The 26,326-nt window shown below is 40.2% G+C and carries 18 protein-coding genes and 2 pseudogenes; 16 read left to right on the top strand and 4 right to left on the bottom strand.

Annotated elements, in window-relative coordinates:
• Positions 1-28: 28 nt before the first annotated feature.
• From ACLV7W_RS05690 to ACLV7W_RS05645, 10 genes are all read left to right on the top strand, one after another.
• A complete protein-coding gene (locus ACLV7W_RS05690; RefSeq protein ID WP_411865609.1) occupies positions 29-1,930 on the top strand; it encodes an ATP-binding cassette domain-containing protein in 1,902 nt (633 codons plus the stop codon).
• A gap of 63 nt (positions 1,931-1,993) precedes the next feature.
• On the top strand, positions 1,994-3,952 hold the full coding sequence (gene ligA / locus ACLV7W_RS05685) for an NAD-dependent DNA ligase LigA (protein ID WP_411865608.1): 1,959 nt from the start codon (positions 1,994-1,996) through the stop codon (positions 3,950-3,952).
• Between the two features lie 153 nt (positions 3,953-4,105).
• Entirely contained in the window at positions 4,106-6,391 is a 2,286-nt protein-coding gene (gene pulA / locus ACLV7W_RS05680) for a type I pullulanase (RefSeq protein WP_125393290.1), read from the top strand.
• Between the two features lie 195 nt (positions 6,392-6,586).
• Positions 6,587-8,011 carry an NADP-dependent glyceraldehyde-3-phosphate dehydrogenase gene (locus ACLV7W_RS05675; protein ID WP_000199367.1) on the top strand — a complete coding sequence of 475 codons (1,425 nt, stop codon included), beginning with the start codon at positions 6,587-6,589 and terminating at the stop codon, positions 8,009-8,011.
• Positions 8,012-8,282: 271 nt separating this feature from the next.
• Entirely contained in the window at positions 8,283-10,211 is a 1,929-nt protein-coding gene (gene glgB, locus ACLV7W_RS05670; protein ID WP_411865607.1) for a 1,4-alpha-glucan branching protein GlgB, read from the top strand.
• Positions 10,201-11,343, top strand: coding sequence for a glucose-1-phosphate adenylyltransferase (locus ACLV7W_RS05665; protein ID WP_020902830.1), 1,143 nt, complete (start codon positions 10,201-10,203; stop codon positions 11,341-11,343). Before glgB ends, ACLV7W_RS05665 begins: the two co-directional genes overlap by 11 nt.
• On the top strand, positions 11,333-12,472 hold the full coding sequence (gene glgD / locus ACLV7W_RS05660; RefSeq protein ID WP_411865606.1) for a glucose-1-phosphate adenylyltransferase subunit GlgD: 1,140 nt from the start codon (positions 11,333-11,335) through the stop codon (positions 12,470-12,472). Before ACLV7W_RS05665 ends, glgD begins: the two co-directional genes overlap by 11 nt.
• Complete coding sequence (glgA, locus tag ACLV7W_RS05655) at positions 12,469-13,902, top strand: glycogen synthase GlgA (protein WP_411865605.1); 1,434 nt, start codon at positions 12,469-12,471, stop codon at positions 13,900-13,902. The genes glgD and glgA overlap by 4 nt, the downstream gene beginning before the upstream one ends.
• A gap of 58 nt (positions 13,903-13,960) precedes the next feature.
• On the top strand, positions 13,961-14,605 hold the full coding sequence (gene serB / locus ACLV7W_RS05650; RefSeq protein ID WP_411865604.1) for a phosphoserine phosphatase SerB: 645 nt from the start codon (positions 13,961-13,963) through the stop codon (positions 14,603-14,605).
• An 8-nt stretch (positions 14,606-14,613) separates the two neighbouring features.
• Complete coding sequence (locus ACLV7W_RS05645; RefSeq protein ID WP_411865603.1) at positions 14,614-15,729, top strand: glycerate kinase; 1,116 nt, start codon at positions 14,614-14,616, stop codon at positions 15,727-15,729.
• Here ACLV7W_RS05645 and ACLV7W_RS05640 read toward each other — a convergent pair.
• Positions 15,726-16,172, bottom strand: a complete 447-nt coding sequence (locus ACLV7W_RS05640; protein ID WP_411865602.1) for a DUF1694 domain-containing protein — start codon at positions 16,170-16,172, stop codon at positions 15,726-15,728. The two genes, ACLV7W_RS05645 and ACLV7W_RS05640, sit on opposite strands and share 4 nt — an antisense overlap.
• A 163-nt stretch (positions 16,173-16,335) precedes the next feature.
• On the opposite strand from ACLV7W_RS05640, the gene eno reads away from it, so the two are divergent.
• Entirely contained in the window at positions 16,336-17,640 is a 1,305-nt protein-coding gene (gene eno, locus ACLV7W_RS05635) for a surface-displayed alpha-enolase (RefSeq protein WP_000022821.1), read from the top strand.
• Positions 17,641-17,706: 66 nt separating this feature from the next.
• On the opposite strand, the pseudogene ACLV7W_RS05630 reads toward eno, so the two are convergent.
• Positions 17,707-19,233, bottom strand: a pseudogene (locus ACLV7W_RS05630) (IS1182 family transposase).
• A 784-nt stretch (positions 19,234-20,017) separates the two neighbouring features.
• Here ACLV7W_RS05630 and ACLV7W_RS05625 point away from each other — a divergent pair.
• Together ACLV7W_RS05625 and ACLV7W_RS05620 are read left to right on the top strand one after the other, a co-directional pair.
• Positions 20,018-21,186, top strand: a pseudogene (locus tag ACLV7W_RS05625) (group II intron reverse transcriptase/maturase).
• An 89-nt stretch (positions 21,187-21,275) separates the two neighbouring features.
• Positions 21,276-21,770, top strand: a complete 495-nt coding sequence (locus ACLV7W_RS05620; RefSeq protein ID WP_000031476.1) for a YkgJ family cysteine cluster protein — start codon at positions 21,276-21,278, stop codon at positions 21,768-21,770.
• A gap of 196 nt (positions 21,771-21,966) precedes the next feature.
• Here the strand turns inward: ACLV7W_RS05620 and dhaQ are convergent, their stop codons facing one another.
• Together dhaQ and dhaS are read right to left on the bottom strand one after the other, a co-directional pair.
• Complete coding sequence (gene dhaQ, locus ACLV7W_RS05615; RefSeq protein WP_411865601.1) at positions 21,967-22,956, bottom strand: DhaKLM operon coactivator DhaQ; 990 nt, start codon at positions 22,954-22,956, stop codon at positions 21,967-21,969.
• Positions 22,953-23,483, bottom strand: coding sequence for a dihydroxyacetone kinase transcriptional activator DhaS (gene dhaS / locus ACLV7W_RS05610; protein WP_411865600.1), 531 nt, complete (start codon positions 23,481-23,483; stop codon positions 22,953-22,955). Before dhaS ends, dhaQ begins: the two co-directional genes overlap by 4 nt.
• 153 nt (positions 23,484-23,636) lie before the next feature.
• Here dhaS and dhaK point away from each other — a divergent pair, with 153 nt between their 5' ends.
• The 3 genes from dhaK to dhaM are packed head-to-tail and all read left to right on the top strand — an operon-like array spanning position 23,637 to position 25,597.
• Entirely contained in the window at positions 23,637-24,626 is a 990-nt protein-coding gene (gene dhaK, locus ACLV7W_RS05605) for a dihydroxyacetone kinase subunit DhaK (protein ID WP_411865599.1), read from the top strand.
• A gap of 21 nt (positions 24,627-24,647) precedes the next feature.
• Positions 24,648-25,223: a dihydroxyacetone kinase subunit DhaL gene (dhaL, locus tag ACLV7W_RS05600; protein WP_050242716.1), complete on the top strand. Its 576-nt coding sequence runs from the start codon at positions 24,648-24,650 to the stop codon at positions 25,221-25,223.
• Positions 25,223-25,597 carry a dihydroxyacetone kinase phosphoryl donor subunit DhaM gene (dhaM, locus tag ACLV7W_RS05595; RefSeq protein WP_045611539.1) on the top strand — a complete coding sequence of 125 codons (375 nt, stop codon included), beginning with the start codon at positions 25,223-25,225 and terminating at the stop codon, positions 25,595-25,597. Before dhaL ends, dhaM begins: the two co-directional genes overlap by 1 nt.
• The last annotated feature ends 729 nt before the right edge of the window (positions 25,598-26,326 follow it).

The raw sequence follows: 26,326 nt of genomic DNA, 5'->3' as shown, positions 1-26,326 counted from the left end.
CCTTAGGGAAACATGCTATACTACTTGTATGATTATTTTACAAGCTAATAAAATTGAACGTTCTTTTGCAGGAGAGGTTCTTTTTGATAATATCAACCTGCAGGTTGATGAACGTGATAGGATTGCCCTTGTTGGGAAAAATGGTGCAGGTAAGTCTACTCTTTTGAAGATTTTAATTGGAGAAGAGGAGCCAACTAGCGGAGAAATCAATAAGAAAAAAGATATTTCTCTATCTTACCTAGCCCAAGATAGCCGTTTTGAGTCTAAAAATACCATCTACGATGAGATGCTTCATGTCTTTGATGACCTGCGTCGGACTGAGAAACAACTGCGTCAGATGGAGTTGGAGATGGGTGAAAAGTCTGGTGAGGAATTGAATAAGCTGATGTCAGATTACGACCGCTTATCTGAAAATTTTCGTCAGGCAGGTGGCTTTACCTATGAAGCTGATATTCGAGCGATTTTAAATGGATTTAAGTTTGACGAGTCTATGTGGCAGATGAAAATTGCTGAGCTTTCTGGTGGTCAAAATACTCGTTTGGCACTTGCTAAAATGCTCCTTGAAAAGCCCAATCTCTTGGTCTTGGACGAGCCAACCAACCACTTGGATATCGAAACCATTGCCTGGCTAGAGAATTACTTGGTAAACTATAGCGGTGCCCTCATTATTGTCAGTCACGACCGTTACTTCTTGGACAAGGTTGCGACAATTACGCTGGATTTGACCAAGCATTCCTTGGATCGTTATGTGGGGAATTACTCTCGTTTTGTTGAGTTAAAGGAGCAAAAGCTAGCTACTGAGGCAAAAAACTATGAAAAGCAACAGAAGGAAATCGCAGCTCTGGAAGACTTTGTCAATCGTAATCTAGTCCGAGCTTCAACGACCAAACGTGCCCAATCTCGACGCAAACAACTGGAAAAAATGGAGCGTTTGGACAAGCCTGAAGCTGGTAAGAAAGCAGCCAACATGGCTTTCCAGTCTGAAAAAACGTCTGGTAATGTTGTTTTGACTGTTGAAAATGCAGCTATTGGCTATGATGGGGAAGTACTGTCAGATCCTATCAATCTAGACCTTCGCAAGATGAATGCTGTTGCTATTGTTGGACCAAACGGTATTGGAAAATCAACCTTTATCAAGTCGATAGTAGACCAGATTCCTTTTATCAAGGGTGAAAAGCGCTTTGGCGCTAATGTTGAGGTTGGTTACTATGATCAGACTCAAAGCAAGCTGACACCAAGTAATACTGTACTTGATGAACTCTGGAATGATTTTAAACTGACGCCGGAAGTTGAAATCCGTAACCGTCTAGGTGCCTTCCTTTTCTCAGGAGATGATGTTAAAAAATCAGTCGGCATGCTGTCTGGTGGGGAGAAAGCGCGTTTGCTTCTGGCTAAACTTTCCATGGAAAACAACAACTTCTTGATTCTGGATGAGCCAACCAACCACTTGGATATTGATAGCAAGGAAGTGTTGGAAAATGCCTTGATTGACTTTGATGGAACTCTTCTATTCGTCAGTCACGACCGTTACTTTATCAATCGTGTGGCAACTCATGTTTTGGAATTGTCTGAGAAGGGTTCGACTCTTTACCTGGGAGATTACGACTACTATGTTGAGAAGAAAGCAGAAGTAGAAATGACTCAGGCTGAGGAAGCTTCAACTATCAACCAAGCAAAAGAAGCAAGTCCAGTCAATGACTATCAAGCTCAGAAAGAAAGTCAAAAAGAAGTTCGCAAACTCATGCGACAAATCGAAAGTCTAGAAGCTGAAATTGAAGAGCTAGAAAGTCAAAGTCAAACCATTTCTGAACAAATGTTGGAAACAAACGATGCAGGTAAACTCATGGAATTACAGACTGAACTGGATAAAATCAGCCATCGTCAGGAAGAAGCTATGCTTGAGTGGGAAGAATTATCAGAGCAGGTGTAAGATTTCTAAGTTTTCTGCCCTTCTCCATTGTGAGGAGGGCTTAATTTATGGTAAAATGGTTTTATGAATAAAAGAATGAATGAGTTAGTCGCCTTGCTCAATCGCTATGCGACTGAGTATTATACCAGCGATAATCCGTCGGTTTCAGACAGTGAGTATGACCGTCTTTACCGTGAGTTGGTCGAGTTAGAAACTGCTTATCCAAAGCAAGTGTTAGCAGACAGTCCGACCCATCGTGTTGGTGGCAAGGTTTTAGATGGTTTTGAAAAATACAGTCATCAGTATCCTCTTTATAGTTTGCAGGATGCTTTTTCACGTGAGGAGCTTGAAGCTTTTGATGCGCGTGTTCGTAAGGAAGTTGCCAATCCGACCTATATTTGTGAGCTGAAAATCGATGGCTTATCTATCTCGCTTACTTATGAAAAGGGGATTCTAGTTGCAGGTGCAACACGTGGAGATGGTTCAATTGGTGAAAATATCACAGAAAACCTCAAGCGTGTTAAGGATATTCCTTTGACTTTGCCAGAAGAACTAGATATCACAGTTCGTGGGGAATGTTATATGCCACGCGCTTCTTTTGACCAGGTCAACCAAGCTCGACAAGAAAATGGAGAGCCTGAATTTGCCAATCCTCGTAATGCGGCGGCAGGAACCTTGCGTCAGTTGGATACAGCTGTAGTTGCCAAGCGCAATCTTGCTACCTTCCTCTATCAAGAAGCCAGTCTTTCAACTCGTGACAGTCAAGAAAAGGTGTTGAAGCACCTTGAACAACTAGGTTTTGTGGTTAATCCTAAGCGAATCTTGGCAGAAAACATAGATGAAATCTGGAATTTTATCCAAGAAGTAGGACAGGAACGGGAAAATCTGCCTTATGATATCGATGGTGTGGTGATCAAGGTCAATGACTTAGCAGGTCAAGAAGAACTCGGTTTTACCGTCAAGGCTCCAAAGTGGGCAGTAGCCTACAAGTTTCCTGCTGAGGAAAAAGAAGCTAAACTCCTATCGGTTGACTGGACAGTTGGCCGTACGGGTGTAGTAACCCCAACTGCAAATCTAACACCAGTACAACTAGCTGGTACAACTGTTAGCCGTGCAACTCTGCACAATGTGGATTATATTGCTGAAAAAGATATCCACAAAGACGACACGGTTATCGTTTATAAAGCTGGAGATATTATCCCTGCTGTTTTACGTGTGGTAGAGTCCAAACGGGTTTCTGAAGAAAAACTAGATATCCCTACAAACTGTCCAAGTTGTAACTCTGACTTGTTGCACTTTGAAGATGAAGTGGCCCTTCGTTGTATCAATCCGCGTTGCCCTGCTCAAATCATGGAAGGTTTGATTCACTTTGCCTCTCGAGATGCCATGAATATTACAGGCCTTGGTCCATCTATTGTTGAGAAGCTTTTCGCTGCCAATTTAGTCAAGGATGTGGCGGATATTTATCGTTTGAAAGAAGAAGATTTCCTCCTTTTAGAGGGGATTAAGGAAAAGTCCGCTGCTAAACTGTATCAGGCCATTCAAGCATCAAAGGAAAACTCAGCTGAGAAACTCTTGTTTGGTTTGGGAATTCGTCATGTCGGAAGCAAGGCCAGTCAGTTGTTACTTCAACATTTTCATTCAATCGAAAATCTGGCTCAGGCAGATCCAGAGGAAGTGGCTAGTATTGAGAGTCTGGGTGGTGTGATTGCCAAGAGTCTTCAGACTTACTTTGCTACAGAAGGCTCTGAAATTCTCCTCAGAGAATTGAGAGAAGCTGGGGTCAATTTGAACTATAAAGGTCAGACTGTAGTGGTAGATGCAGCCTTGTCAGGCTTGACCGTTGTATTGACTGGAAAATTGGAGCGACTCAAGCGCTCAGAAGCTAAAAGTAAACTCGAAAGTCTGGGTGCCAAAGTGACAGGCAGTGTTTCTAAAAAGACAGACCTCGTTGTTGCAGGAGCAGATGCTGGAAGTAAACTTCAAAAAGCACAAGAACTTGGTATTGAGGTTCGAGATGAAGCTTGGCTAGAAAGTTTATAAAGAATAGTAGAAGGCTAGGTGTTAGATAGTCTGAAACTGTCTTTCCTAAAGTGTTTTGACATGGATTGAGTCTATCTTGAGTAAGAAATTAAATCGCTGAATCTATCAGCACCACATAAAAAATTAAATTAAAATTAGAAATTAGGAAAAGAAATGTTTAATTACCCTGTAGTCATCCATTTTCATCGAAAAAACGGGGATTATGCAGCCTGTTCATTTAGTAGAAAACAGGCGGACAATGTTGAAAAATTGTATTATGAAAATAACTTTTTTGGAGCAAAGTTCTCCTTCACAGTTACAAGTCAAGAAAAGTTAGAAAACCTGAAGTTTTCTGTCGAGATTGATGGGACAGTTAAGGAATATTCCGTGCGTTATAACTACTATCCGCTTCTGACAGAAGTTTGGATTTTAGAGGGCGACGAGACTGTTTATTATTCTGAAAACCCAGCCATTGCTAGTCCTTACTACAAAGATCAAAATCCATTTGCTTTTGATAGAGCAATACATAGCGCTAGTTTTGATCACCACTGGGGCTACCAAGGAGAACTAGGTTACAGTCTTTCAGATTATCAGACTAGCTTTAAACTTTGGGCTCCTACGGCTACTGCTGTACAGGTGGTTGTCTACGAAAATACCAGCAACGACGCTCCGATTTGGAAAACCTTTAATCTAGAGCGTGGTAATAGCTATTCATACAGTCATAAGTACAATACCATTGGTGTTTGGAGTCTAGACTTAGATGAAAATCTTGCTGGCAAGGCTTATCAGTATCAGATTGACTTTCCTCACCACCAGACTGTGACGAGAGATCCTTACACGATTGCCACAAGTCCTGACGGCAAACGTTCCGTAATTCTTTCTCATCAAGACAGACAAGTAGAAGGATTTGTGGTCAAACATGGAACAGAAGCGCCTTGGCGTTTGGAAAATCCATGTAAAGCAGTTATCTGTGAAATGCATATCCGAGATTTAACCAAATCTCCGACCTCTGGAGTTGCAGAGCATCTCCGTGGAACCTTCCTTGGTGCTGCCCAGACTGGAACTGTAAACCAATTCGGACAAGCAACCGCCTTTGACTATATCAAAGAACTTGGCTGCAACTATGTTCAACTCCAGCCTATCTTTGATCGCCATAAGGAATACGATGAGGATGGAAATGTAACCTATAACTGGGGTTATGACCCTCAAAACTACAATGCACCAGAACCAAGTTTTTCTAGTAATCCAGATGATCCAGGGCAGGTCATTCGTGATTTGAAGACCATGGTTCAAGCCTATCACGATGCGGGGATTGGTGTCATTATGGACGTGGTTTATAATCACACCTTTTCAACGGTTGATGCACCTTTCCAAACAACTGTCCCTGATTACTACTATCGCATGAATCCAGACGGTACCTTCCAGAATGGAACAGGTGTTGGAAATGAAACAGCCAGTGAACACGAAATGTTCCGCAAGTACATGATTGATTCTCTTCTATACTGGGTACAGGAATACAATATTGACGGCTTCCGTTTTGACTTGATGGGTATTCATGATGTCAAAACCATGCAAGCGATTCGTTGGGCGCTAGATGAGGTTGATCCCCGTATTATCACTTATGGAGAAGGCTGGGATATGGGAACAGGTCTTGCAACTTATGATAAGGCCAAGAAGGATAATGCCTACCAAATGCCAAATATCGGATTCTTCAATGATAATCAGCGTGATGCGGTCAAAGGAGGAGAAGTTTATGGTGCAATCAAGTCAGGATTTGTAAGTGGTGCAGCCACTGAACCAATCATTGCCAAGGCCATTCTTGGTAGCCGAGAATTGGGTTCTTATCTCAGTCCAAACCAGGTTCTCAACTATGTTGAAGCCCATGACAATTACAATCTTCATGATTTGTTGGCGACTCTTCATCCTGATCAAAGTTCAGACCAGATTATGCGCAAGGTTGAGACAGCGACAGCAATGAACCTTCTCATGCAAGGAATGTCCTTTATGGAAATTGGCCAAGAATTTGGTCGAACCAAATTAATTCCGACGGGTGAACATGGACAACTCACTTCGGCAGACCGAGAACGTGCTATGAATAGTTACAACGCTCCTGACAGTGTTAACCAAATAAACTGGGATTTAATCAATGAAAGACAAGAAAGCATTGACTTTGTCCGTCAAATTATTCGACTGAAAACACAGACTAGCGCCTTTTCTTATCCTACATACGAAGAAGTTTACCGTCATGTCTTTGTTCACACAGCTGCAGAAAATAGCGGATGGATTGTTTACGAGATTCACGGGGGGCCAGAACATCTATTGGTAGTATTCAATGCCAAGGGAACTTCCTTATACTTTGAAAATGCAGGAAATCTAGAAATGCTTGTGACCAATAGTCGTTCGAAACAAGAAAATGTCATTGATGATACTAGTGTCGCAGTGCTAAAAGTACTCTCTTAAATGCATAAACTAAAAAGGGTTAGATTGTCTAATCCTTTTTATCATTTATAAGTTTTCAATGAAGATTAGAATCAAGTTTCAAATAGTTTGAAAAACCAAGCTTGTGAAAATAATCTCAAAAAAATTGCAAAAAGGGTTGTAATTTTCTGAAAATTTGGTAAAATATATCTTAATCATTTTCAGGAGGACGAGAATTTGACAAGATATCAGAATTTAGTAAATGGAAAATGGAAATCAGCTGAAAAAGAAATTACGATTTATTCACCAATAAACCAAGAAGAATTAGGGACTGTTCCAGCTATGACTCAGGCAGAAGTAGATGAGGCTATGAAAGCTGCGCGTGCAGCCCTGCCAGCTTGGCGAGCTTTATCAGCAGTTGAACGTGCGGCTTATTTGCACAAAACAGCAGCTATTTTAGAACGTGATAAGGAAGAAATTGGTACTATACTTGCCAAAGAAGTGGCAAAGGGAATTAAAGCAGCTATTGGAGAAGTGGTGCGTACCGCAGACTTGATTCGCTATGCTGCTGAGGAAGGTCTCCGTATCACTGGACAAGCAATGGAAGGTGGCGGTTTTGAAGCAGCAAGTAAAAATAAATTGGCCGTTGTTCGTCGCGAGCCAGTTGGTGTCGTGCTGGCTATCGCTCCCTTTAATTATCCAGTTAATTTATCTGCTTCTAAAATTGCACCTGCCTTGATTGCAGGGAATGTAGTCATGTTTAAGCCACCAACACAAGGTTCTATTTCTGGGCTCTTGTTGGCTAAAGCGTTTGAAGAAGCAGGGATTCCGGCTGGTGTTTTCAATACCATTACGGGTCGTGGTTCAGAAATTGGGGATTATATCATTGAACACAAAGAAGTCAACTTCATCAACTTTACAGGTTCAACTCCTATCGGAGAACGTATTGGTCGTTTAGCTGGTATGCGTCCAATCATGTTGGAGCTTGGTGGGAAAGATGCAGCCTTAGTACTAGAAGATGCAGATTTGGAACATGCTGCCAAGCAAATTGTTGCGGGTGCCTTTAGCTATTCAGGTCAACGTTGCACAGCCATTAAACGTGTTATTGTTATCGAAAGTGTAGCAGATACACTAGCTGCTTTGCTTCAAGCAGAGGTTACTAAATTAACAGTTGGCGATCCATTCGACAATGCTGATATCACACCAGTTATCGACAATGCTTCAGCAGACTTTATTTGGGGCTTGATTGATGATGCACAAGAAAAAGGTGCTCAGGCTCTTACACCAATCAAACGCGAAGGCAATCTTCTATGGCCAGTGCTTTTTGACCAAGTTACAAAAGATATGAAAGTGGCATGGGAAGAGCCATTTGGTCCTGTTTTACCAATTATCCGTGTGGCTAGTGTAGAGGAAGCCATTGCCTTTGCCAACGAATCTGAATTCGGCCTTCAATCCTCAGTCTTTACAAATGATTTCAAAAAAGCATTTGAAATTGCTGAAAAACTTGAAGTGGGTACAGTTCATATAAATAATAAAACCCAGCGTGGTCCAGATAATTTCCCATTCCTTGGTGTCAAAGGTTCTGGCGCTGGAGTGCAAGGAATTAAATATAGTATTGAAGCGATGACAAATGTCAAATCCATTGTTTTTGATGTGAAATGAAATGTAAAATCAGGAAATTCGTTTCTTGCTTTATTTTTTTACTTAAAATCATATTTTTGTTAGCAAAATGACGAACTTTATGATAGTATTATTAAAAAAAATCTGTTTTCAAGGTGTTTCTGAAAAATTCTTGATTTACAAGTGAACACATCAGTGAATTTGTTGAAGACTTTCAAAAGAATTTTTTGCAAATTCCGTAATTTACTTGAATCTTCCCTAAAAAGGTAGTATAATAAATCTATAGAAAACGCTTACAGAAATAGGAGGGTGTATGGATAAGAAAAAAGCTTTAGAAACCTTTATGACAGGTGAAAATTTTCACCTCCAGCATTATCTGGGAGCGCATAGGGAAGAAAAAAATGGAGAGTATGGCTATACTTTTCGTGTGTGGGCACCCAATGCTCAGGCTGTACATTTGGTAGGAGATTTTACCAATTGGGTTGAAAATCAAATTCCAATGGAACGAAATGAATTTGGAGTCTGGGAAGTCTTTACCAGTCTTGCTCACGAAGGCCAAATTTATAAGTATCATATCACACGTGTAAATGGCCATCAGCTTATGAAGATTGACCCTTTGGCTGTACGGTATGAGGCACGACCTGGGACTGGTGCTATTTTAACAGATATTCCAGAAAAGAAATGGAAGGATGGTCTTTGGCTAGCTCGTAGAAAACGTTTGAGCTTTGAAGAGCGTCCTGTCAATATTTACGAGGCTCATGCTGGCTCTTGGAAGAGAAATCCTGATGGCAGCCCCTATAGTTTTGCTCAATTGAAAGATGAACTCATTCCTTACTTGGTTGAGATGAATTATACTCACATTGAGTTTATGCCTTTGATGTCTCACCCACTAGGTTTGAGTTGGGGCTATCAGCTTATGGGTTACTTTGCTTTAGAGCATGCCTATGGTCGTCCTGAAGAGTTTCAAGATTTTGTTGAGGAATGTCACTTAAATAATATTGGCGTTATTGTAGACTGGGTACCTGGTCACTTTACTATCAATGATGATGCCTTGGCCTATTATGATGGAACACCGACTTTTGAATACCAAGACCATAATAAGGCTCATAACTACGGTTGGGGAGCACTCAATTTTGACCTTGGAAAGAATGAAGTCCAGTCCTTCTTGATTTCTAGCATTAAGTTTTGGATTGACTTTTATCATTTGGACGGTATTCGCGTGGATGCGGTTAGCAACATGCTCTATCTTGACTACGATGATGCTCCATGGACACCTAATAAAGATGGTGGCAATCTCAACTATGAGGGTTATTATTTCCTTCAACGCTTGAATGATGTGATTAAACTAGTTCATCCAGACGTTATGATGATAGCTGAGGAAAGTTCATCAGCTACTCAGATTACTGACACTAAGGATTCAGATGGTCTTGGCTTCGACTACAAATGGAATATGGGTTGGATGAATGACATCCTCCGTTTCTATGAAGAAGATCCGATTTATCGTAAATATGACTTTAACCTGGTGACTTTCAGCTTTATGTATGTATTCAAGGAGAATTATCTCCTACCATTCTCGCACGATGAAGTGGTTCATGGCAAGAAGAGTATGATGCACAAGATGTGGGGAGATCGCTACAATCAATTCGCAGGCTTGCGCAATCTCTACACTTACCAAATTTGTCACCCAGGTAAAAAATTGCTCTTCATGGGGAGTGAATATGGGCAATTCCTAGAATGGAAATCTGAAGAACAGTTGGAATGGTCAAACCTAGAAGATCCAATGAATGCTAAGATGAAGTATTTCACTTCTCAGCTAAATCAGTTTTACAAAGACCACCGCTGTCTGTGGGAAATCGATACCAGCTATGATGGTATTGAAATCATCGATGCGGATAATAGAGACCAGAGTGTTCTTTCCTTCATCCGTAAGGGTAAGAAGGATGATATGTTAGTCTGTATCTTTAATATGGCACCTGTTGAACGAAAAGATTTTACAATCGGACTTCCTGTTGCAGGGATTTATGAAGAAGTCTGGAATACTGAGTTAGAAGAGTGGGGCGGTGTCTGGAAAGAACATAATCAAACTGTGCAAACACAAGAGGGACTTTGGAAAGATTATGAGCAGACTTTAACATTTACCCTACCGGCTATGGGAGCAAGTGTTTGGAAAATCAAACGCCGCTTGAAATCAACTAAAACCGTCACAAGTAAAAACCAAAAAGGAGTAGAAAATGAAGAATGAAATGTTAGCTTTGATTCTTGCTGGTGGGCAAGGAACTCGTCTCGGTAAACTCACTCAAAGCATTGCAAAACCAGCTGTGCAATTTGGTGGGCGCTACCGTATCATTGACTTTGCTCTTTCAAACTGTGCCAACTCAGGCATCAACAATGTTGGAGTCATTACACAGTACCAACCACTTGCTCTCAACAACCATATTGGGAATGGTTCAAGCTGGGGACTAGATGGTATCAATTCTGGTGTCTCTATTCTTCAACCTTATTCTGCAAGTGAAGGAAATCGTTGGTTTGAGGGGACTAGCCACGCTATTTACCAAAATATTGATTATATCGACAGTGTCAATCCTGAGTATGTCTTGATTCTATCTGGGGACCATATCTACAAAATGGATTATGATGATATGCTCCAGTCTCACAAAGATAATAATGCCAGCTTGACAGTAGCGGTTTTAGACGTCCCTCTTAAAGAAGCTAGTCGTTTTGGTATTATGAACACAGATGCCAATAACCGCATTGTTGAATTTGAAGAAAAACCAGCTCAACCTAAATCTACAAAAGCTTCTATGGGAATTTACATTTTTGATTGGCAACGTCTGCGCAATATGCTTGTTGCTGCTGAAAAGAGCAATGTGGATATGTCAGACTTCGGTAAGAATGTCATTCCAAATTACCTTGAGTCAGGTGAAAGTGTCTATGCCTATGAATTTAACGGTTACTGGAAAGATGTTGGTACTATTGAGTCGCTTTGGGAAGCGAACATGGAGTACATTTCTCCAGAGAATGCCTTGGACAGCCGTAACCGTCAATGGAAGATTTACTCAAGAAACCTAATTTCACCACCAAACTTCCTTGGGGCAAATGCACATGTTGAAGATTCTTTGGTTGTCGATGGCTGTTTTGTCGATGGAACTGTTAAACATTCTATCCTCTCAACAGGGGCGCAAGTTCGCGAAGGGGCAGAAGTAGTAGATTCAGTTATCATGAGTGGTGCAATTGTTGGTCAGGGAGCTAAAATCAAACGTGCCATTATTGGTGAAGGTGCAGTTATTTCTGATGGTGTCGAAATTGATGGAACAGAAGAAGTACAAGTTGTAGGATATGATGAAGTAGTGGGGGTAGCAACAGATGAAGATTGATAAATATTCTGCCATTTTAGGAAACACAGTTGGTTTTCATGATATGTCAACACTGACAGACCACCGTCCAGTAGCTAGTTTGCCATTTGGTGGTAAATATCGCTTGATTGACTTCCCGCTTTCAAGTCTTGCTAATGCTGGTGTCCGTAGTATTTTTGGTATTTTCCAACAAGACAATATCAGTTCAGTCTTTGACCATATCCGTTCAGGGCGTGAGTGGGGATTGTCAACTCTTCTTAGCCACTACTATCTAGGTATTTACAATACCCGTGTGGAAAGTAGTACAGTTGGAAAAGAATACTACCAACAGCTTCTTACTTATTTGAAACGTTCTGGCTCAAACCAAACAGTGTCACTTAACTGTGATGTTTTAATTAATATTGATTTGAACCAAGTTTTCCATCTACATAGTACAACAAAAGGGCCAATCACTGTAGTTTATAAAAAACTACCTAAAAAAGATATTTCAGAAGTAAATGCAATCTTGGAAGTGGATGAAACAGACCATGTTCGTTCTCATAAACTCTTTGATAACAAGTCAACAGATGAAGTTTACAATATGTCCACAGATATCTTTGTCGTTGATACCCCTTGGTTGATTGAACGCTTGGAAGAAGAAGCTAAGAAAGAACATCCAGAGAAATTACGCTATGTTTTACGTGATTTGGCTGCAAAAGAAGGGGCTTTTGCCTACGAGTACACAGGTTATCTGGCAAATATTCATTCTGTAGAGTCTTATTATAAAGCGAATATCGATATGCTTGAATCGCAAAAGTTCTATTCTCTCTTCTCACCAAACCAAAAGATTTATACAAAGGTCAAAAACGAAGAGCCAACTTACTATGCCAATACATCTAAGGTAAGTACTTCTCAGTTTGCTTCTGGTAGTATTGTTGAAGGTCAAGTGGCTAATTCTGTTTTATCACGTAATATTCATGTCCATAAGGATAGCTTGGTTAAAGATAGCATCTTATTCCCTCGTGTTGTTATTGGAGAAGGTGCTCAGGTAGAATACGCTATATTGGACAAGGGTGTTGAAGTTGCGGATGGAGTAGTGATCCGTGGAACTGCAGAACATCCAGTCGTCGTTAAGAAAGGTGCTAAAGTAACAGAGGATATTCATTCATGAAAATTTTATTTGTAGCAGCTGAGGGTGCACCCTTTTCAAAAACAGGTGGTTTGGGAGACGTCATTGGCGCTCTTCCTAAATCACTGGTAAAAGCGGGACATGAAGTTGCAGTAATTTTACCCTACTATGACATGGTAGAGGCTAAATTTGGAAATCAGATTGAAGATGTGCTTCATTTTGAGGTTAGTGTTGGTTGGCGCAGACAGTACTGTGGGATTAAGAAAACAGTCTTAAATGGTGTGACCTTCTACTTCATTGACAACCAATATTATTTCTTCCGAGGTCATGTTTACGGTGATTTTGATGACGGAGAACGCTTTGCTTTTTTCCAACTGGCTGCCATTGAGGCTATGGAAAGGATTGACTTTATTCCTGATCTTCTCCATGTTCATGACTACCATACAGCTATGATTCCTTTCTTGTTGAAGGAAAAATACCGTTGGATTCAAGCCTATGAGGGCATTAAAACTGTTTTAACCATTCATAATTTGGAATTCCAAGGACAATTTTCAGAAGGAATGTTATGGGATTTGTTTGGAGTTGGCTTTGAGCGTTATGCTGATGGTACCCTTCGCTGGAATAACTGTCTGAACTGGATGAAGGCTGGTATTCTCTATGCGGATCGTGTTTCAACCGTTTCGCCTAGCTATGCTCATGAAATTATGACTAGTCAGTTTGGATGTAACTTGGATCAGATTCTTCGAATGGAGTCTGGTAAGGTCTCTGGTATCGTAAATGGGATTGATGCTGACCTGTATAATCCTCAGACGGATGCTCTTTTAGATTATCATTTCAATCAGGAAGATTTGTCTGGAAAAGCCCAAAATAAGGCAAAATTGCAAGAGAGAGTTGGCTTGCCAGTTAGAGCTGACGTTCCACTGGTGGGAATTGTTTCTCGTTTGACACGCCAAAAAGGTTTTGATGTCGTGGTCGAAAGTTTGCATCATATCTTGCAAAATGATGTTCAGATTGTTCTTTTGGGAACTGGTGATCCAGCCTTTGAAGGAGCTTTCTCATGGTTTGCTCAGATTTATCCTGACAAGTTATCAGCAAATATTACTTTTGATGTCAAACTTGCTCAAGAAATCTACGCTGCTTGTGACCTCTTCCTCATGCCGAGTCGTTTCGAACCGTGTGGCTTGTCTCAGATGATGGCTATGTGTTACGGAACCTTGCCATTAGTCCATGAAGTTGGTGGCTTGCGAGATACCGTTCGCGCTTTCAATCCAATTGAAGGAAGCGGTACTGGCTTTAGCTTTGACAATCTATCTCCTTATTGGTTAAATTGGACTTTCCAAACTGCATTGGACTTGTACAGAAACCATCCTGACGTTTGGAGAAACTTACAAAAACAAGCTATGGAGTGTGATTTCTCATGGGATACAGCCTGCAAATCATACCTTGACTTGTACCATAGTTTAGTTAACTAATAGATAAAATCGTATGATGACTTCATACGATTTTTGGGCTGTTTAGAGAGGAGATCTTATGTCTCAAATAAAAGGCTTGTGTGTCATGGATGTTGACGGCACCTTAATCCTAGAAGAAGTGATTGACCTTTTGGGAAGAGAGGCAGGTTGTGAGGAGGAAATTGCGCAGCTTACAAGTCAGGCAATGAGAGGAGAGTTTGACTTTGAAAGCAGTTTAAGCAAAAGAGTTTCCTTGTTGGAAGGTCTTCCTATTTCGGTTTTTGATAAAGTCTTCAACACTATTCATCTAACGCCAAATGCACAGAAATTTATCTCTATTCTCCAAAAGAATGGCATCCTAGTTGGTCTGGTGTCCGGTGGATTTACACCAATAGTTGAGAGATTAGCAAAATCCCTTGGTATTGCCTATTTTTCTGCCAACCAACTTGAAGTTAAAGACGGTCATCTAACAGGAAAGTTAGTTGGACAAATTATCAATCCCGAGATCAAAAAAGATACTCTAGAACAATGGAGAAAGGAACTAAAACTTTCTAAAGAAAGAACGATTGCAATCGGTGACGGGGCTAATGATATATTAATGTTAAAGTCGGCGGGACTAGGAATCGCTTTTTGTGCCAAAGAAGTACTGAAACAAGAAATACCAAATCATGTTGACAAGAGGGATTTTTTAGAAGTTCTTCCTTTGATTGCCTGTTTAGAATGAGGGAAAATATGAAGATTGTAATTGCACCAGATTCATTTAAGGAAAGCTTGACCGCTCAACAGGTAGCTGAAGCAATAAAAAGAGGCTTCCAACAATCAATAGCAGATGTAGAATGTCTCCTCTGCCCTATTGGTGATGGGGGAGAAGGTACTGTAGATGCTATTCGACATTCTCTTGACCTTGAAGAAAAATGGATCCAAGTGACAGGCCCTTTTGGCCAAAAAGAAGCCATGCGCTATTTTCAAAAAGGGGGACTGGCACTATTTGAAGTTGCTGATTTAGTTGGCCTTGGAAAAATTCCGATAGAGAAACGAAATCCACTTCAAATTCAGACTTGTGGTATTGGAGAGTTGATTCGTCATCTCATTGCTCAAGGGATTAAAGAAATCTATATCGGCGTTGGTGGCACGGCCAGTAATGACGGAGGAATTGGGATCGCTGCTGGTTTAGGTTATCGATTTTATGATAGGGATGGAAATGTATTGCCCGCTTGGGGTCAGTCCTTATTGAAATTAGCTTCTGTTTCAAAAGAAAATCGCTATGAAATTCCTGAAGATGTTCAAATTCGTATTTTAGCAGATGTCGTGAGTCCCTTATGTGGTCCTCAAGGTGCGACCTACACGTTTGGCAAGCAAAAAGGTCTAGATCCTACTATGTTTGATGCCGTAGATCAAGCGATCCAAGATTTTTATGAAAAAGTCTCCCCTGCAACATTGGAACTTAAAGGAGCAGGAGCTGGTGGAGGCATTGCTGGCGGTTTGTGTGCCTTTGCTCAGGCAAATATCGTGTCGGGAATTGATACCTGCTTGAACTTAATTAACTTTGATAAGAAAGTTTCACATGCTGACTTGGTTGTTGTAGGAGAAGGAAGGCTAGATAGTCAAAGCTTATCAGGTAAAGCGCCTATTGGTGTTGCAAAAAGAACCCCTGTCGGAGTTCCTGTCATTGCTATTTGTGGTAGTCTTGCTGAGGATTTACCTCCTTTACCATTTGAAAATATCCAAGCTGCCTTTTCTATTTTGGAGAAAAGTGAACCTTTAGAAGATAGTCTGAAAAATGCCAGTTTCTATTTGGAGCACACGGCTGCCAATATCGGGCATTTATTAAATATGCGCAAGATTTAGCCAAACCATTTCTTCCATAAGGATGTTTTGGATGGTTCTTCCTTTTTAACTTCCCAAAGTTTTGCAAAAGCAAGTCGAAGATTCTTTTCTTCTACTTGAACTGGTGCATTGCTATGGATAATCAGGCCAAAAGGAGAAGAAGTATGCTCTTCAGATACAATAGTAGCTTGACTATCAGTTTCTTTAGCTTCTTTTAAGTAGAAAACTTGCTTGTCAAATTCGATATTTGGTGAAATCTTCACAAATAGTGGTTCTGCTTTTTCCTGAAGGTTTTCTAAAATAGATAAAAAGCCTTTTTCTAACTGAGGGCTATTTGCTGTGTCAATATCTGCATATCCAAGAACTCTTTCCTCAAAAGTGCCAAGATAGCGTCTTTGCTCATCCGGATTTAATTTTGAGCCACCATGAGCTTTTTCAAGTAATTGTTTTGATAAATCTGTCATGAAAACAGTATATCATAAAAGTTAGAATAAAACAGATAAAAGAAAGCGATTACTTTATAAAGTTAAGGAAAATTTGCACAAAGATAACGTTTTTTCTTGAAAAAGGAGGGGTTTTAAGGTATTATAGAGGTGTAAAAAATTTAACTCATAAGGAGAGTAAAAAATGTCAATTATTACTGATGTTTACGCTCGCGAAGTCCTAGACTCACGCGGTAACCCAACACTTGAAGTAGAAGTTTATACTGAATCAGGTGCTTTCGGACGTGGTATGGTTCCATCAGGAGCTTCTACTGGTGAACACGAAGCAGTTGAACTTCGCGACGGTGACAAATCTCGTTACGGTGGTCTTGGTACACAAAAAGCTGTTGACAACGTAAACAACATCATTGCTGAAGCTATCATCGGCTACGATGTACGTGACCAACAAGCTATCGACCGTGCTATGATCGCTCTTGACGGTACTCCTAACAAAGGTAAATTGGGTGCTAACGCAATCCTTGGTGTGTCTATCGCTGTAGCTCGTGCTGCTGCTGACTACCTTGAAATCCCACTTTACAGCTACCTTGGTGGATTCAACACTAAAGTTCTTCCAACTCCAATGATGAACATCATCAACGGTGGTTCTCACTCTGACGCTCCAATTGCTTTCCAAGAGTTCATGATCGTACCTGCTGGTGCGCCATCATTCAAAGAAGCTCTTCGTTGGGGTGCTGAAATCTTCCACGCTCTTAAGAAAATCCTTAAATCTCGTGGTCTTGAAACAGCCGTAGGTGACGAAGGTGGATTCGCTCCTCGTTTTGAAGGAACTGAAGATGGAGTTGAAACTATCCTTGCTGCTATCGAAGCTGCTGGATATGTTCCAGGTAAAGACGTATTTATCGGATTTGACTGTGCTTCATCAGAATTCTACGATAAAGAACGTAAAGTTTACGACTACACTAAATTTGAAGGTGAAGGAGCAGCTGTACGTACTGCTGCAGAACAAATCGACTACCTTGAAGAATTGGTAAACAAATACCCAATCATCACTATCGAAGATGGTATGGATGAAAACGACTGGGACGGTTGGAAAGCTCTTACTGAACGTCTTGGTGGCAAAGTTCAATTGGTTGGTGACGACTTCTTCGTAACAAATACTTCTTACCTTGAAAAAGGTATTGCAGAAGGTGCTGCTAACTCAATCCTTATCAAAGTTAACCAAATCGGTACTCTTACTGAAACATTCGACGCTATCGAAATGGCGAAAGAAGCTGGTTACACTGCCGTTGTATCACACCGTTCAGGTGAAACTGAAGATTCAACAATCGCTGACATCGCAGTTGCAACTAACGCAGGACAAATCAAGACTGGTTCACTTTCACGTACAGACCGTATCGCTAAATACAACCAATTGCTTCGCATCGAAGACCAACTTGGTGAAGTAGCTGAATACCGTGGATTGAAATCATTCTACAACCTTAAAAAATGAACCTGAGACAAAATAGTTCTCAGCCACAAAAAAGCTAGAGATTTCCAATTGCGGAACTCTAGCTTTTTAATTTTGAGTCGTTCTCTTATTGTATTTGAGGAGGTTATTGGCCATAAGTATCAATCCCATGTCAATTCTCACTTGACGCTTCCCTCTCAGATTACATCTCTTGTAACCCAAACAAGCCTTGATCTACCCAAAGACAGGTTCCACATCAATCTTGCGTTGAGCGAAAATCTGTCTACCTTCGGGAGATAAAAGCGCCTGACATTCTTTAGCTTTCAAGTTTTGATAGCGTTCGTTCATATACAGTCCCTTTTGAGGGGCTGATTCAGGTTCATCAGCGTAGTAAACCTTGATTTCCTGTTGAAAGTCCGTCTGTGTTTTCTGATGTTTGATATGGTGAAAACGATAATACCAGCTATCAGGATATGTGTAGCTATCCTCCTTGTCATCATAGTGCCAATTCGCTAAGTTTCTAGCTGACTGTTTATACCCTCTCTTCTGTTCCTTGTCAAACATGGCATATTTAATCAGATGGTTCACCCCCTTTTCATCTAAACGAAGGAGGTTCTCTTCACTTCCATATCCAGCATCTGCAACAACTGTCTTCAAGTCATGCGGATAGGTTTCAAGGAATGGCAGAAGAGTCTTGGTGTCTGTCGGATTTGAGAAGACATCATAGTGAAGAACAAATTGGTTTTCAGTAGCGATTTGAAGATTATAAGCAGCCTTGAGTTGGCCATTTTTCATATAATCTTCTTTCATTCGCATAAAAGTGTCATCTGGATCGGTTTTGGAAAAGCTGTTGCGCCCTTCAAATGTCTCTTGATACTTCTTATACTTTTCAGCACGTACTGAAAAATCCTCCTTGACTTTACGCAAGACTTCCTTGAGTTTACGACGCGGGGTTTTACGTTCATCCTTCCCTTTAACGGGTGTCTCCTCAATGTCCTGGTTCAATTTTTTCAATTCTCCTTCAAGGACTTGAGCGAATGCAAGCAACTGCTCTGAGGAGATAGGCTCTTGTGTATCCAGTTCGATAGCTTGATAGATAAGGGGAGTGATTTCTTCTTGAAAATAGTTCTGTATCTGTTCTTGCAGTTTGGCGGAGAATTTCTCTGTCGCTTTCTTCCACACAAAACTATACTTGTTGGCATTGGCTTCAATCTTAGTCCCGTCAATAAACAGACAATTTAAGGTCACTAACTCTTCCATTTTTAAACGAAGATTGAGGTCCATGAAAAGATTACGTATGAGTTCTTCCATCTCTTCAGCGACTCGAAAACGATTGATGGTGCGGTAGCTGACAACCAACGGTCCTGTTAGGTACTGCATAGCGAGGTTTTCAATCATCATTTTTTCGATTTTTCGTCCAGAGAAAATCCCTTGTGAATAGGCAAATAGAAGAGTAGCTATAAGCATTTTAGGGTGATAAGACGGGCGACCAAAGGCATGATAGAAGGCATGGAAGTGACAATCCTCCAAGGTATTCACCACTTTTTCAATAGTAAAGACGAGATGGTCTTGCGGCAAGAAAGAACTGATTTCTAGTGGTAAAGTTGTTTGATTTTTGTTATAGTGAATATGCATGGGATAGCCTTTCTAAATGGTTTATTGGGCAATTCTATTTTACTAAGACTATCGCAACCATGCAAAAAAGCAACGGATTTGCCGTTGCTTTTTTTGGAGATAAGAGACTATTGTCCCAGACTCATCTCGAACCTTGAAACTCAAAAGTTTGGCAGTTGATTTAACAATGTTTGAAGCCCCTCGGATTCTTTCCGAAGGGCTATTTTTGATACGACGGGCATGTCGTGCATCTGAGGTGTAAGTCCTCCGTGGGCACTCGCTACCGGTGAACCCAATAGCGATTCCCAAGCCTGATTATCGTGAGGTAGCGGGGAGAGGAAAGGATAGCGAAATCGTGGCTCTACAAACAGGAACGTGATAGTAAGGCGTATATAGCGGATAAGGGGGCCTGAAACTCTAAAGTCCAAAAAGGTAGTAACCTATATGCGTAAATTACGAGAGTAATTGAATTCGGACTAAGATTTATCTTTTTCACTGTAACCTTTTAACGTCCTCATATCTTGTATAAACGAGGAAAGATGTACGACTTATCCCGTGAGGTCTCATGAGCGCTGAAAGCGTAGTAACAACGAATCATGAGAAGTCAGCCGAGCCCATAGTAGTGAGGAAACTTCTGTAATGGAAGTGGAGCGAAGGGGTGAACAACTAATTGAAGTAATCCTACTTCACTTGTGCCTGTAAAACGAACGGTCTGATAGAACTGGACTCTGTCACGTACTGACTAGATGAAAGTTCACTAATATAAGATGTCCCTCAGGCACCAAAACAAGAAAGGAATACGCACATGTCAAAATTGCTAGATAAGATATTATCACGCGAAAATATGCTGGAAGCTTACAATTAAGTAAAATCCAATAAGGGCTCAGCTGGGATTGATGGAATTACTATCGAAGATATGGATAATTATCTCAGACAAAACTGGCGCCTGACTAAGGAACTGATAAAACAGAGAAAATATAAGCCTCAACCAGTTCTCAGAGTTGAGATTCCCAAACCAAACGGAGGTATCCGTCAACTAGGAATTCCAACAGTTATGGATAGAATGATTCAATAGGTCATTGTTCAAGTCATTAGCCCTATCTGTGAACCCCATTTCTCAGATACGAGCTATGGATTTAGACCAAATAGGTCGTGTGAAAAAGCTATCATGAAGCTCTTAGAGTACTTAAATGACGGCTATGAGTGGATAGTGGATATAGACCTAGAGAAATTTTTCGATGAGGAAATTTATCTCCTCTCTTATCCAATATCATGCTTAATGAATTGGACAAGGAATTAGAAAAGAGGGGACTTCGATTTGTGCGCTACGCAGATGATTGTGTGATTACGGTCGGAAGCGAGGCTGCCGCTAAGCGTGTGATGTATTCAGTCAGTCGTTTTATTGAGAAACGGCTAGGTTTGAAAGTAAACATGACCAAGACTAAGATTACCAGACCAAGAGAGTTGAAATATCTAGGTTTTGGGTTCTGGAAATCATCAGACGGTTGGAAAAGTCGTCCACATCAAGATAGTGTTCGGAGATTTAAGCTTAAATCACAGAGGAAATGGAGTATAGACCTAACAAGACGTATTGAGCAACTGAATTTGTCTATTCGAGGATGGATAAACTATTTCTCATTGGGAAATATGAAAAGTATAGTCACTAGCATAGATGAGCGCTTGCCTACTCGCCTACGAGTGATTATCTGGAAGCAATGGAAGAAGAAATCTAGACGATTATGGGGATTGCTTAAGTTAGGGGTTCCTAAATGGATAGCAGATAAGGTATCTGGCTGGGGCGACCACTATCAATTAGTAGCTCAGAAGTCGGTACTTAAACGTGCGATATCAAAACCAGTCCTTGAAAAACGTGGACTGGTTTCGTGTTTGGATTATTACCTTGAACGACATGCGTTAAAAGTAGTTGAACCGCCGTATGCCGAACGGCACGTACGGTGGTGTGAGAGGGGCTAGAGATTATCCCCTACTCGATTATTTAGGGGGCAAAAAAGGGGCTTTGTTTATGATATAATAGACAAAAACACTTGTATTAGAGAGAAATCATGTCTAAAGAAATTGATATTGAGTATTACCACCAGCTGGCCTTGCAAAAGCAGAAGGAACATCGTAAAGTGTTAGCTAATCTAAAGAAAAAACCTCCTAAAAACTTAGACAAGATAGCCCAGCAGATTCACCAAGAAGTTTTTGCTGAGATTGATTGTACTGCCTGCGCTAACTGTTGTAAGACTTTGGGACCCGACTTCAAAGAGGCAGACATCACCCGTATTGCCAAGTATTTTAAGATGAAATTACCTGCTTTTGAAGCGGAGTTTCTGCAGGTAGATGAAGATGGGGATAAGGTTTTCAAATCCATGCCTTGCCCATTTTTAGGAGGCGATAACCTCTGTTCCATCTATGACGTTCGTCCAAAGGCCTGTCGTGAATTTCCCCATACTGACCGCAAAAAGATTCATCAAATCAATCATCTAACGATTAAGAATACCTTGACCTGTCCAGCAGCCTATCTCTTTGTTGAGAAATTAAAGGATAAGTTGTAGAGATTTAAAGGATAAAAGATTTCTAATAATAACTAGCAATATGAAGGGAGTACTCCTGTGCCTAGACCGAAAACAAAAGAGGGGCTAATGCTAGCCTCTAAGGAAAACTATGACAAGCTCAACCGTTTCATCTAAACGTTGTATAAGTTTAAAAGGGCTATCAAGTGATGTAGCCCTTTTGACTTATACAAGCAAATTACCATGCAAAAGCTGTCGTTGGAGCATTGAGCGCTTCTAACCACTGTTTATTTTTTACGGGGCAAAGAGTTACGGATATACCGGCCATATCTAGACTGGTCATAAATGTTCCTGATTTTATAAATGTGATAGTGACTCCTTCAATTTCTAAGAGTTGAAGGAGATCATTGAGAAATATGCCCATTTCTAGGTTGGTAGTAGTGCCTAGATTATTTACAAGCAATATAAATTGATCACCACGTTTCCAATGATAGTGCAATCTTAATTTACTTATAATTTCATTTGCAAGGATTTCCGATGATTGGAATGGGACGATACGATAGCCTTCTTCGCCATGTATCCCAATACCATAAGAAATATTTCCTTCTTCCAAGTTAAATAGTGGAAGGGTGGCTTGGGGGAGACTAGCTGATCTCGTTGCAAAGCCAATTGTTGCTATTTCGGGAGCAAGTTCATGACCTAAATCAGTTAGTTGCTCGATGTCGGCACCATTTTGAGCTGCATATCCTAGAACTTTATGAAGTAAAATAGTCCCTGCAAGCCCTCTTCCTCTAATTTGAAATCTATTGTGAGGTTCAATTGAAATATCGTCGTGTGCTAGACTATAGCCGACCTTAATTCCTTCTTGTCTAGCAGTATTAATGGCCCAGCTAAATTCTTTGATGTCTGCTTCGAAATTTTTTACAATGATGAAGACACCGTGACCATTGTTTAAAAAACGAATGGACTCTAAGATTTCAGTTCTTGTAGGAGGAGTAAATAATTGGCCATAGATAGCAGCAGTAAGCATTCCTTCTCCCACATATCCAATATGAGCAGGTTCGTGACCTGAACCTCCACCCGATAATATTGGAACCTGATGAGGATTGCGATTTTTTTGATAGACTAATGGTAAGGCAGGGTGTTTTTCTAATTCAGGGTGACTGCTGACAGTTGCCGAAATGTAACTTGAAATAATTTTCTGTTTATGATTTGAAATAAATGTCATTGTGGTCTCTTTCCAATAATTGTCATGATTAGAAAGTCTGGTTGTGGAACTGGACTTTTTTTATTGACGTAAGCCTTCACGATTTCTGCTAGAGCGTGTGAATGATAGTCTAGCAAAAAACAAGTATAAGCAGATGAATCGATATCAATCTGACCGTATTCTCTTAAAATTTTTGATACAAGCAAGCGACAGTAGCTGATAAAGTGGCCATAGAAGTTATTTTGCCCTTGAATATCGAAAAGTTGAATATAAAAGTCACGCTCTTGTTCGAAATAAAGAAACAATTCTTGTAATAGTTTTTGGCCTGAAATGAAGTCCAAGTTATTGGTAATATACTCGGTTAAGTCAGTTACAAATATCCAGTCTAGCAGCTCATATTTATCAAGAAAGTGATTGTAAAAGGTCTGTCTACGAATGCCAGCTGATTCCATGATATCTACAATGGAGATTTTATCAAATTCTCTAGTAGCTAAAAGGTCTCTAAATGCCTTGGCAATCCGTTTTTTTGTAATAAGCGATGATGCCATAGGAAGCCTTTCTGTTGCTTACTTCATTTTACCAAAAAAATGTTTTAAACGGGTTTAAAAGGGGACAAATAATAGAATCTGTCCCTTATCATCCAGCGATAAAAAATATATAATGAAAGCGAAAACAAAGGTACATGCCGAAAGGAGTTTCTCATGAAAAAAATTATAAATGAACCGACACAAGTTGTTGATGAAATGTTGCAGGGATTGTCATTCATGCATGATGACTTGGTAGAACGCTTAGATGGTTTTGATGTCATCGTTAGAAAGGCAGAAAAGACAGGAAAAGTTGGACTCATTTCAGGTGGAGGTTCAGGACATGAACCAAGTCATGCTGGATTTGTAGGAGATGGAATGTTGTCTGCTGCCATTTGTGGAGCAGTCTTCACTTCACCTACTCCGGACCAAATTTTAGAAGCCATTAAGGCGGCTGATGAAGGTGCTGGAGTTTTCATGGTCATCAAGAACTATTCTGGTGACATTATGAACTTTGAAATTGCACAAGAACTTGCTGAAATGGAAGGTATTGATGTAGCAAGTGTTGTGGTTGATGATGATATCGCTGTTGAAAATAGTCTCTATACCCAAGGCCGTCGAGGTGTTGCAGGTACTATTTTAGTCCATAAAATTTTGGGTGATGCAGCTCGTTCTGGTAAATCATTATCTGAAATGAAGGACTTGGCCGATAAACTTGTCTTAGAAATTAAAACAATTGGGCTGGCCTTGTCTGGAGCAACCGTTCCTGAGGTTGGGAAACCTGGATTTGTTCTAGAAGATGATGAATTTGAATATGGAGTTGGTATTCACGGTGAGCCGGGATATAAGAAAGAGAAAATGCAACCTTCAGCACAATTGGCCTCAGAATTGGTTGAAAAACTATCTGAAGGTTTCCGACTTAAGACTGGTGAACGCTATGGCCTTCTCATTAATGGTTTAGGAAGCACTCCTCTTATGGAACAATACGTATTTGCAAATGATGTGGCTAAATTACTCCATGAAAAAGGTGTTGAGTTGGCGTTTAAGAAAATTGGAAACTATATGACATCAATTGATATGGCCGGCTTGTCATTAACATTGATTCGATTGGCAGACGATGAGTGGTTGGATGATCTAAATGCACCTGTTACTACCCCAGCTTGGTAAAACTCAAGGAGGAAATGTCGCATGAATGCTGAACAAGCTCTTGAATGGATGAAGCTTTTTAATGAAAAGATTCAAGAACAGAAAGATTATCTTAGTGAGCTAGACACCCCTATAGGAGATGGAGACCACGGTGGAAATATGGCGCGTGGCATGGCTGCAGTTATGGAAAACTTAGAAGGAAAGCAATTTGAGACCAGCAGTGATGTTTTTAAGCTTGTCTCAATGCAACTACTGAGTAAGGTAGGCGGTGCTTCTGGTCCCTTGTATGGCTCTGCTTTTATGGGCATGGCCAAGGCTGATTCTAATTCGAAAATAGAGGAAATCTTACAAAGCGGTTTGGATATGATTGTCAAACGTGGGAAAGCAGAAGTTGGAGAAAAGACAATGGTTGATGTTTGGACTCCTGTTATTGCTGCCTTGTCTGCTGGTCAATTGACTCAAGAGGTTATTGATCAGGTAGTGAATGCTACCAAAGATTTACTTGCAACTAAAGGAAGGGCATCTTATGTAGGAGAACGTTCTCTTGGACATATTGATCCTGGATCATTCTCATCAGGATTACTCTTTACTGCTCTTTTAGAAACTGGGGTGGTTTAATGGGAAGTATTGGTCTTGTTATCGTTTCACATTCCAAACACATTGCACAAGGTGTTGTTGAACTGATTAGTGAAGTAGCTAAAGATGTTCCGATTACTTATGTAGGAGGAACCGAAGATGGAGGAATTGGAACGAGTTTTGATCAAGTAGATAGGGTTGTTTCCGAAAATCCAGCAGATACTTTATTAGCTTTTTTTGACCTAGGTTCTGCTAAAATGAACTTAGAAATGGTGGCTGATTTCAGTGATAAAAGTATCATGATCAATAGGGTTCCAATTGTAGAAGGTGCCTATACTGCAGCAGCTCTTCTTCAGGCTGGTGCAGAACTGTCAGTTATTCAAACACAGTTGGCGGAGCTTGAAATCAATAAATAAGGAATCTTACTATAACTCTTTTTATAGGTGGGCTATTGATTATCTCAACTATCAAATTTTAAGTAAATAATTTCAAAATCAGAAAGGGATTGCTTTGGGCAGTTCCTTTTTAATGTAAAAGGAGTGGAATCATAGCGTTTCTAAATTGTTAATACTCTTCGAAAATCAAATTCAAACCACGTCAACGTCGCCTTGCCGTACTCAAGTACAGCCTGCGGCTAGTTTCCTAGTTTGCTCTTTGATTTTCATTGAGTATAATAATTCAAAACTGATTGTGATGGGACTATTCTAGCTTTAGAATCCTTCAAAAATTAAAATTTAAGGCAATCAATTACTTAGAAGAGTGCGAAAACATTTAATTTATAGGAATTCTAAGTCTAGAATTACATGGATATTTATGAAGTTAGGATATTCGATAGTTAGGATTGTTCTATTCTGAAAGATTTGAGCTGTCAATCTTCTAGAATAGTAGTTTGCCAATGAATTTTGTTGAAAGATTCCTTGTTTTATGGTAGTCTAAAGTAAAAGAAAGCCTTATCATTATATTTGTATCTTTAATCTGACTTGGTTTAGGTCTAGAAAAGGGATAGATATTTGGGGGTTTCAAATAATAATAATAATATTTTCACTTGCAAAAAATGTATTTCAACTTTACCTAATGTAAAAGAAGGAAATATCATGAAACGTTTATGACTTGTTGTAAAGAGAATGTGAGCTAAAAATGGATTC

It is taken from the genome of Streptococcus mitis (assembly GCF_965111735.1).
Lineage (GTDB): Bacteria > Bacillota > Bacilli > Lactobacillales > Streptococcaceae > Streptococcus > Streptococcus mitis_DR.
This window is presented reverse-complemented; position numbering and strand designations above follow the sequence as displayed.

Coding starts and splice junctions, on each gene's coding strand:
- ACLV7W_RS05690 (WP_411865609.1), top strand. CDS start 29: ATGATTATTTTACAAGCTAATAAAATTGAACGTTCTTTTGCAGGAGAG.
- ligA (WP_411865608.1), top strand. CDS start 1,994: ATGAATAAAAGAATGAATGAGTTAGTCGCCTTGCTCAATCGCTATGCG.
- pulA (WP_125393290.1), top strand. CDS start 4,106: ATGTTTAATTACCCTGTAGTCATCCATTTTCATCGAAAAAACGGGGAT.
- glgB (WP_411865607.1), top strand. CDS start 8,283: ATGGATAAGAAAAAAGCTTTAGAAACCTTTATGACAGGTGAAAATTTT.
- ACLV7W_RS05665 (WP_020902830.1), top strand. CDS start 10,201: ATGAAGAATGAAATGTTAGCTTTGATTCTTGCTGGTGGGCAAGGAACT.
- glgD (WP_411865606.1), top strand. CDS start 11,333: ATGAAGATTGATAAATATTCTGCCATTTTAGGAAACACAGTTGGTTTT.
- glgA (WP_411865605.1), top strand. CDS start 12,469: ATGAAAATTTTATTTGTAGCAGCTGAGGGTGCACCCTTTTCAAAAACA.
- serB (WP_411865604.1), top strand. CDS start 13,961: ATGTCTCAAATAAAAGGCTTGTGTGTCATGGATGTTGACGGCACCTTA.
- ACLV7W_RS05645 (WP_411865603.1), top strand. CDS start 14,614: ATGAAGATTGTAATTGCACCAGATTCATTTAAGGAAAGCTTGACCGCT.
- ACLV7W_RS05640 (WP_411865602.1), bottom strand. CDS start 16,172: ATGACAGATTTATCAAAACAATTACTTGAAAAAGCTCATGGTGGCTCA.
- eno (WP_000022821.1), top strand. CDS start 16,336: ATGTCAATTATTACTGATGTTTACGCTCGCGAAGTCCTAGACTCACGC.
- ACLV7W_RS05620 (WP_000031476.1), top strand. CDS start 21,276: ATGTCTAAAGAAATTGATATTGAGTATTACCACCAGCTGGCCTTGCAA.
- dhaQ (WP_411865601.1), bottom strand. CDS start 22,956: ATGACATTTATTTCAAATCATAAACAGAAAATTATTTCAAGTTACATT.
- dhaS (WP_411865600.1), bottom strand. CDS start 23,483: ATGGCATCATCGCTTATTACAAAAAAACGGATTGCCAAGGCATTTAGA.
- dhaK (WP_411865599.1), top strand. CDS start 23,637: ATGAAAAAAATTATAAATGAACCGACACAAGTTGTTGATGAAATGTTG.
- dhaL (WP_050242716.1), top strand. CDS start 24,648: ATGAATGCTGAACAAGCTCTTGAATGGATGAAGCTTTTTAATGAAAAG.
- dhaM (WP_045611539.1), top strand. CDS start 25,223: ATGGGAAGTATTGGTCTTGTTATCGTTTCACATTCCAAACACATTGCA.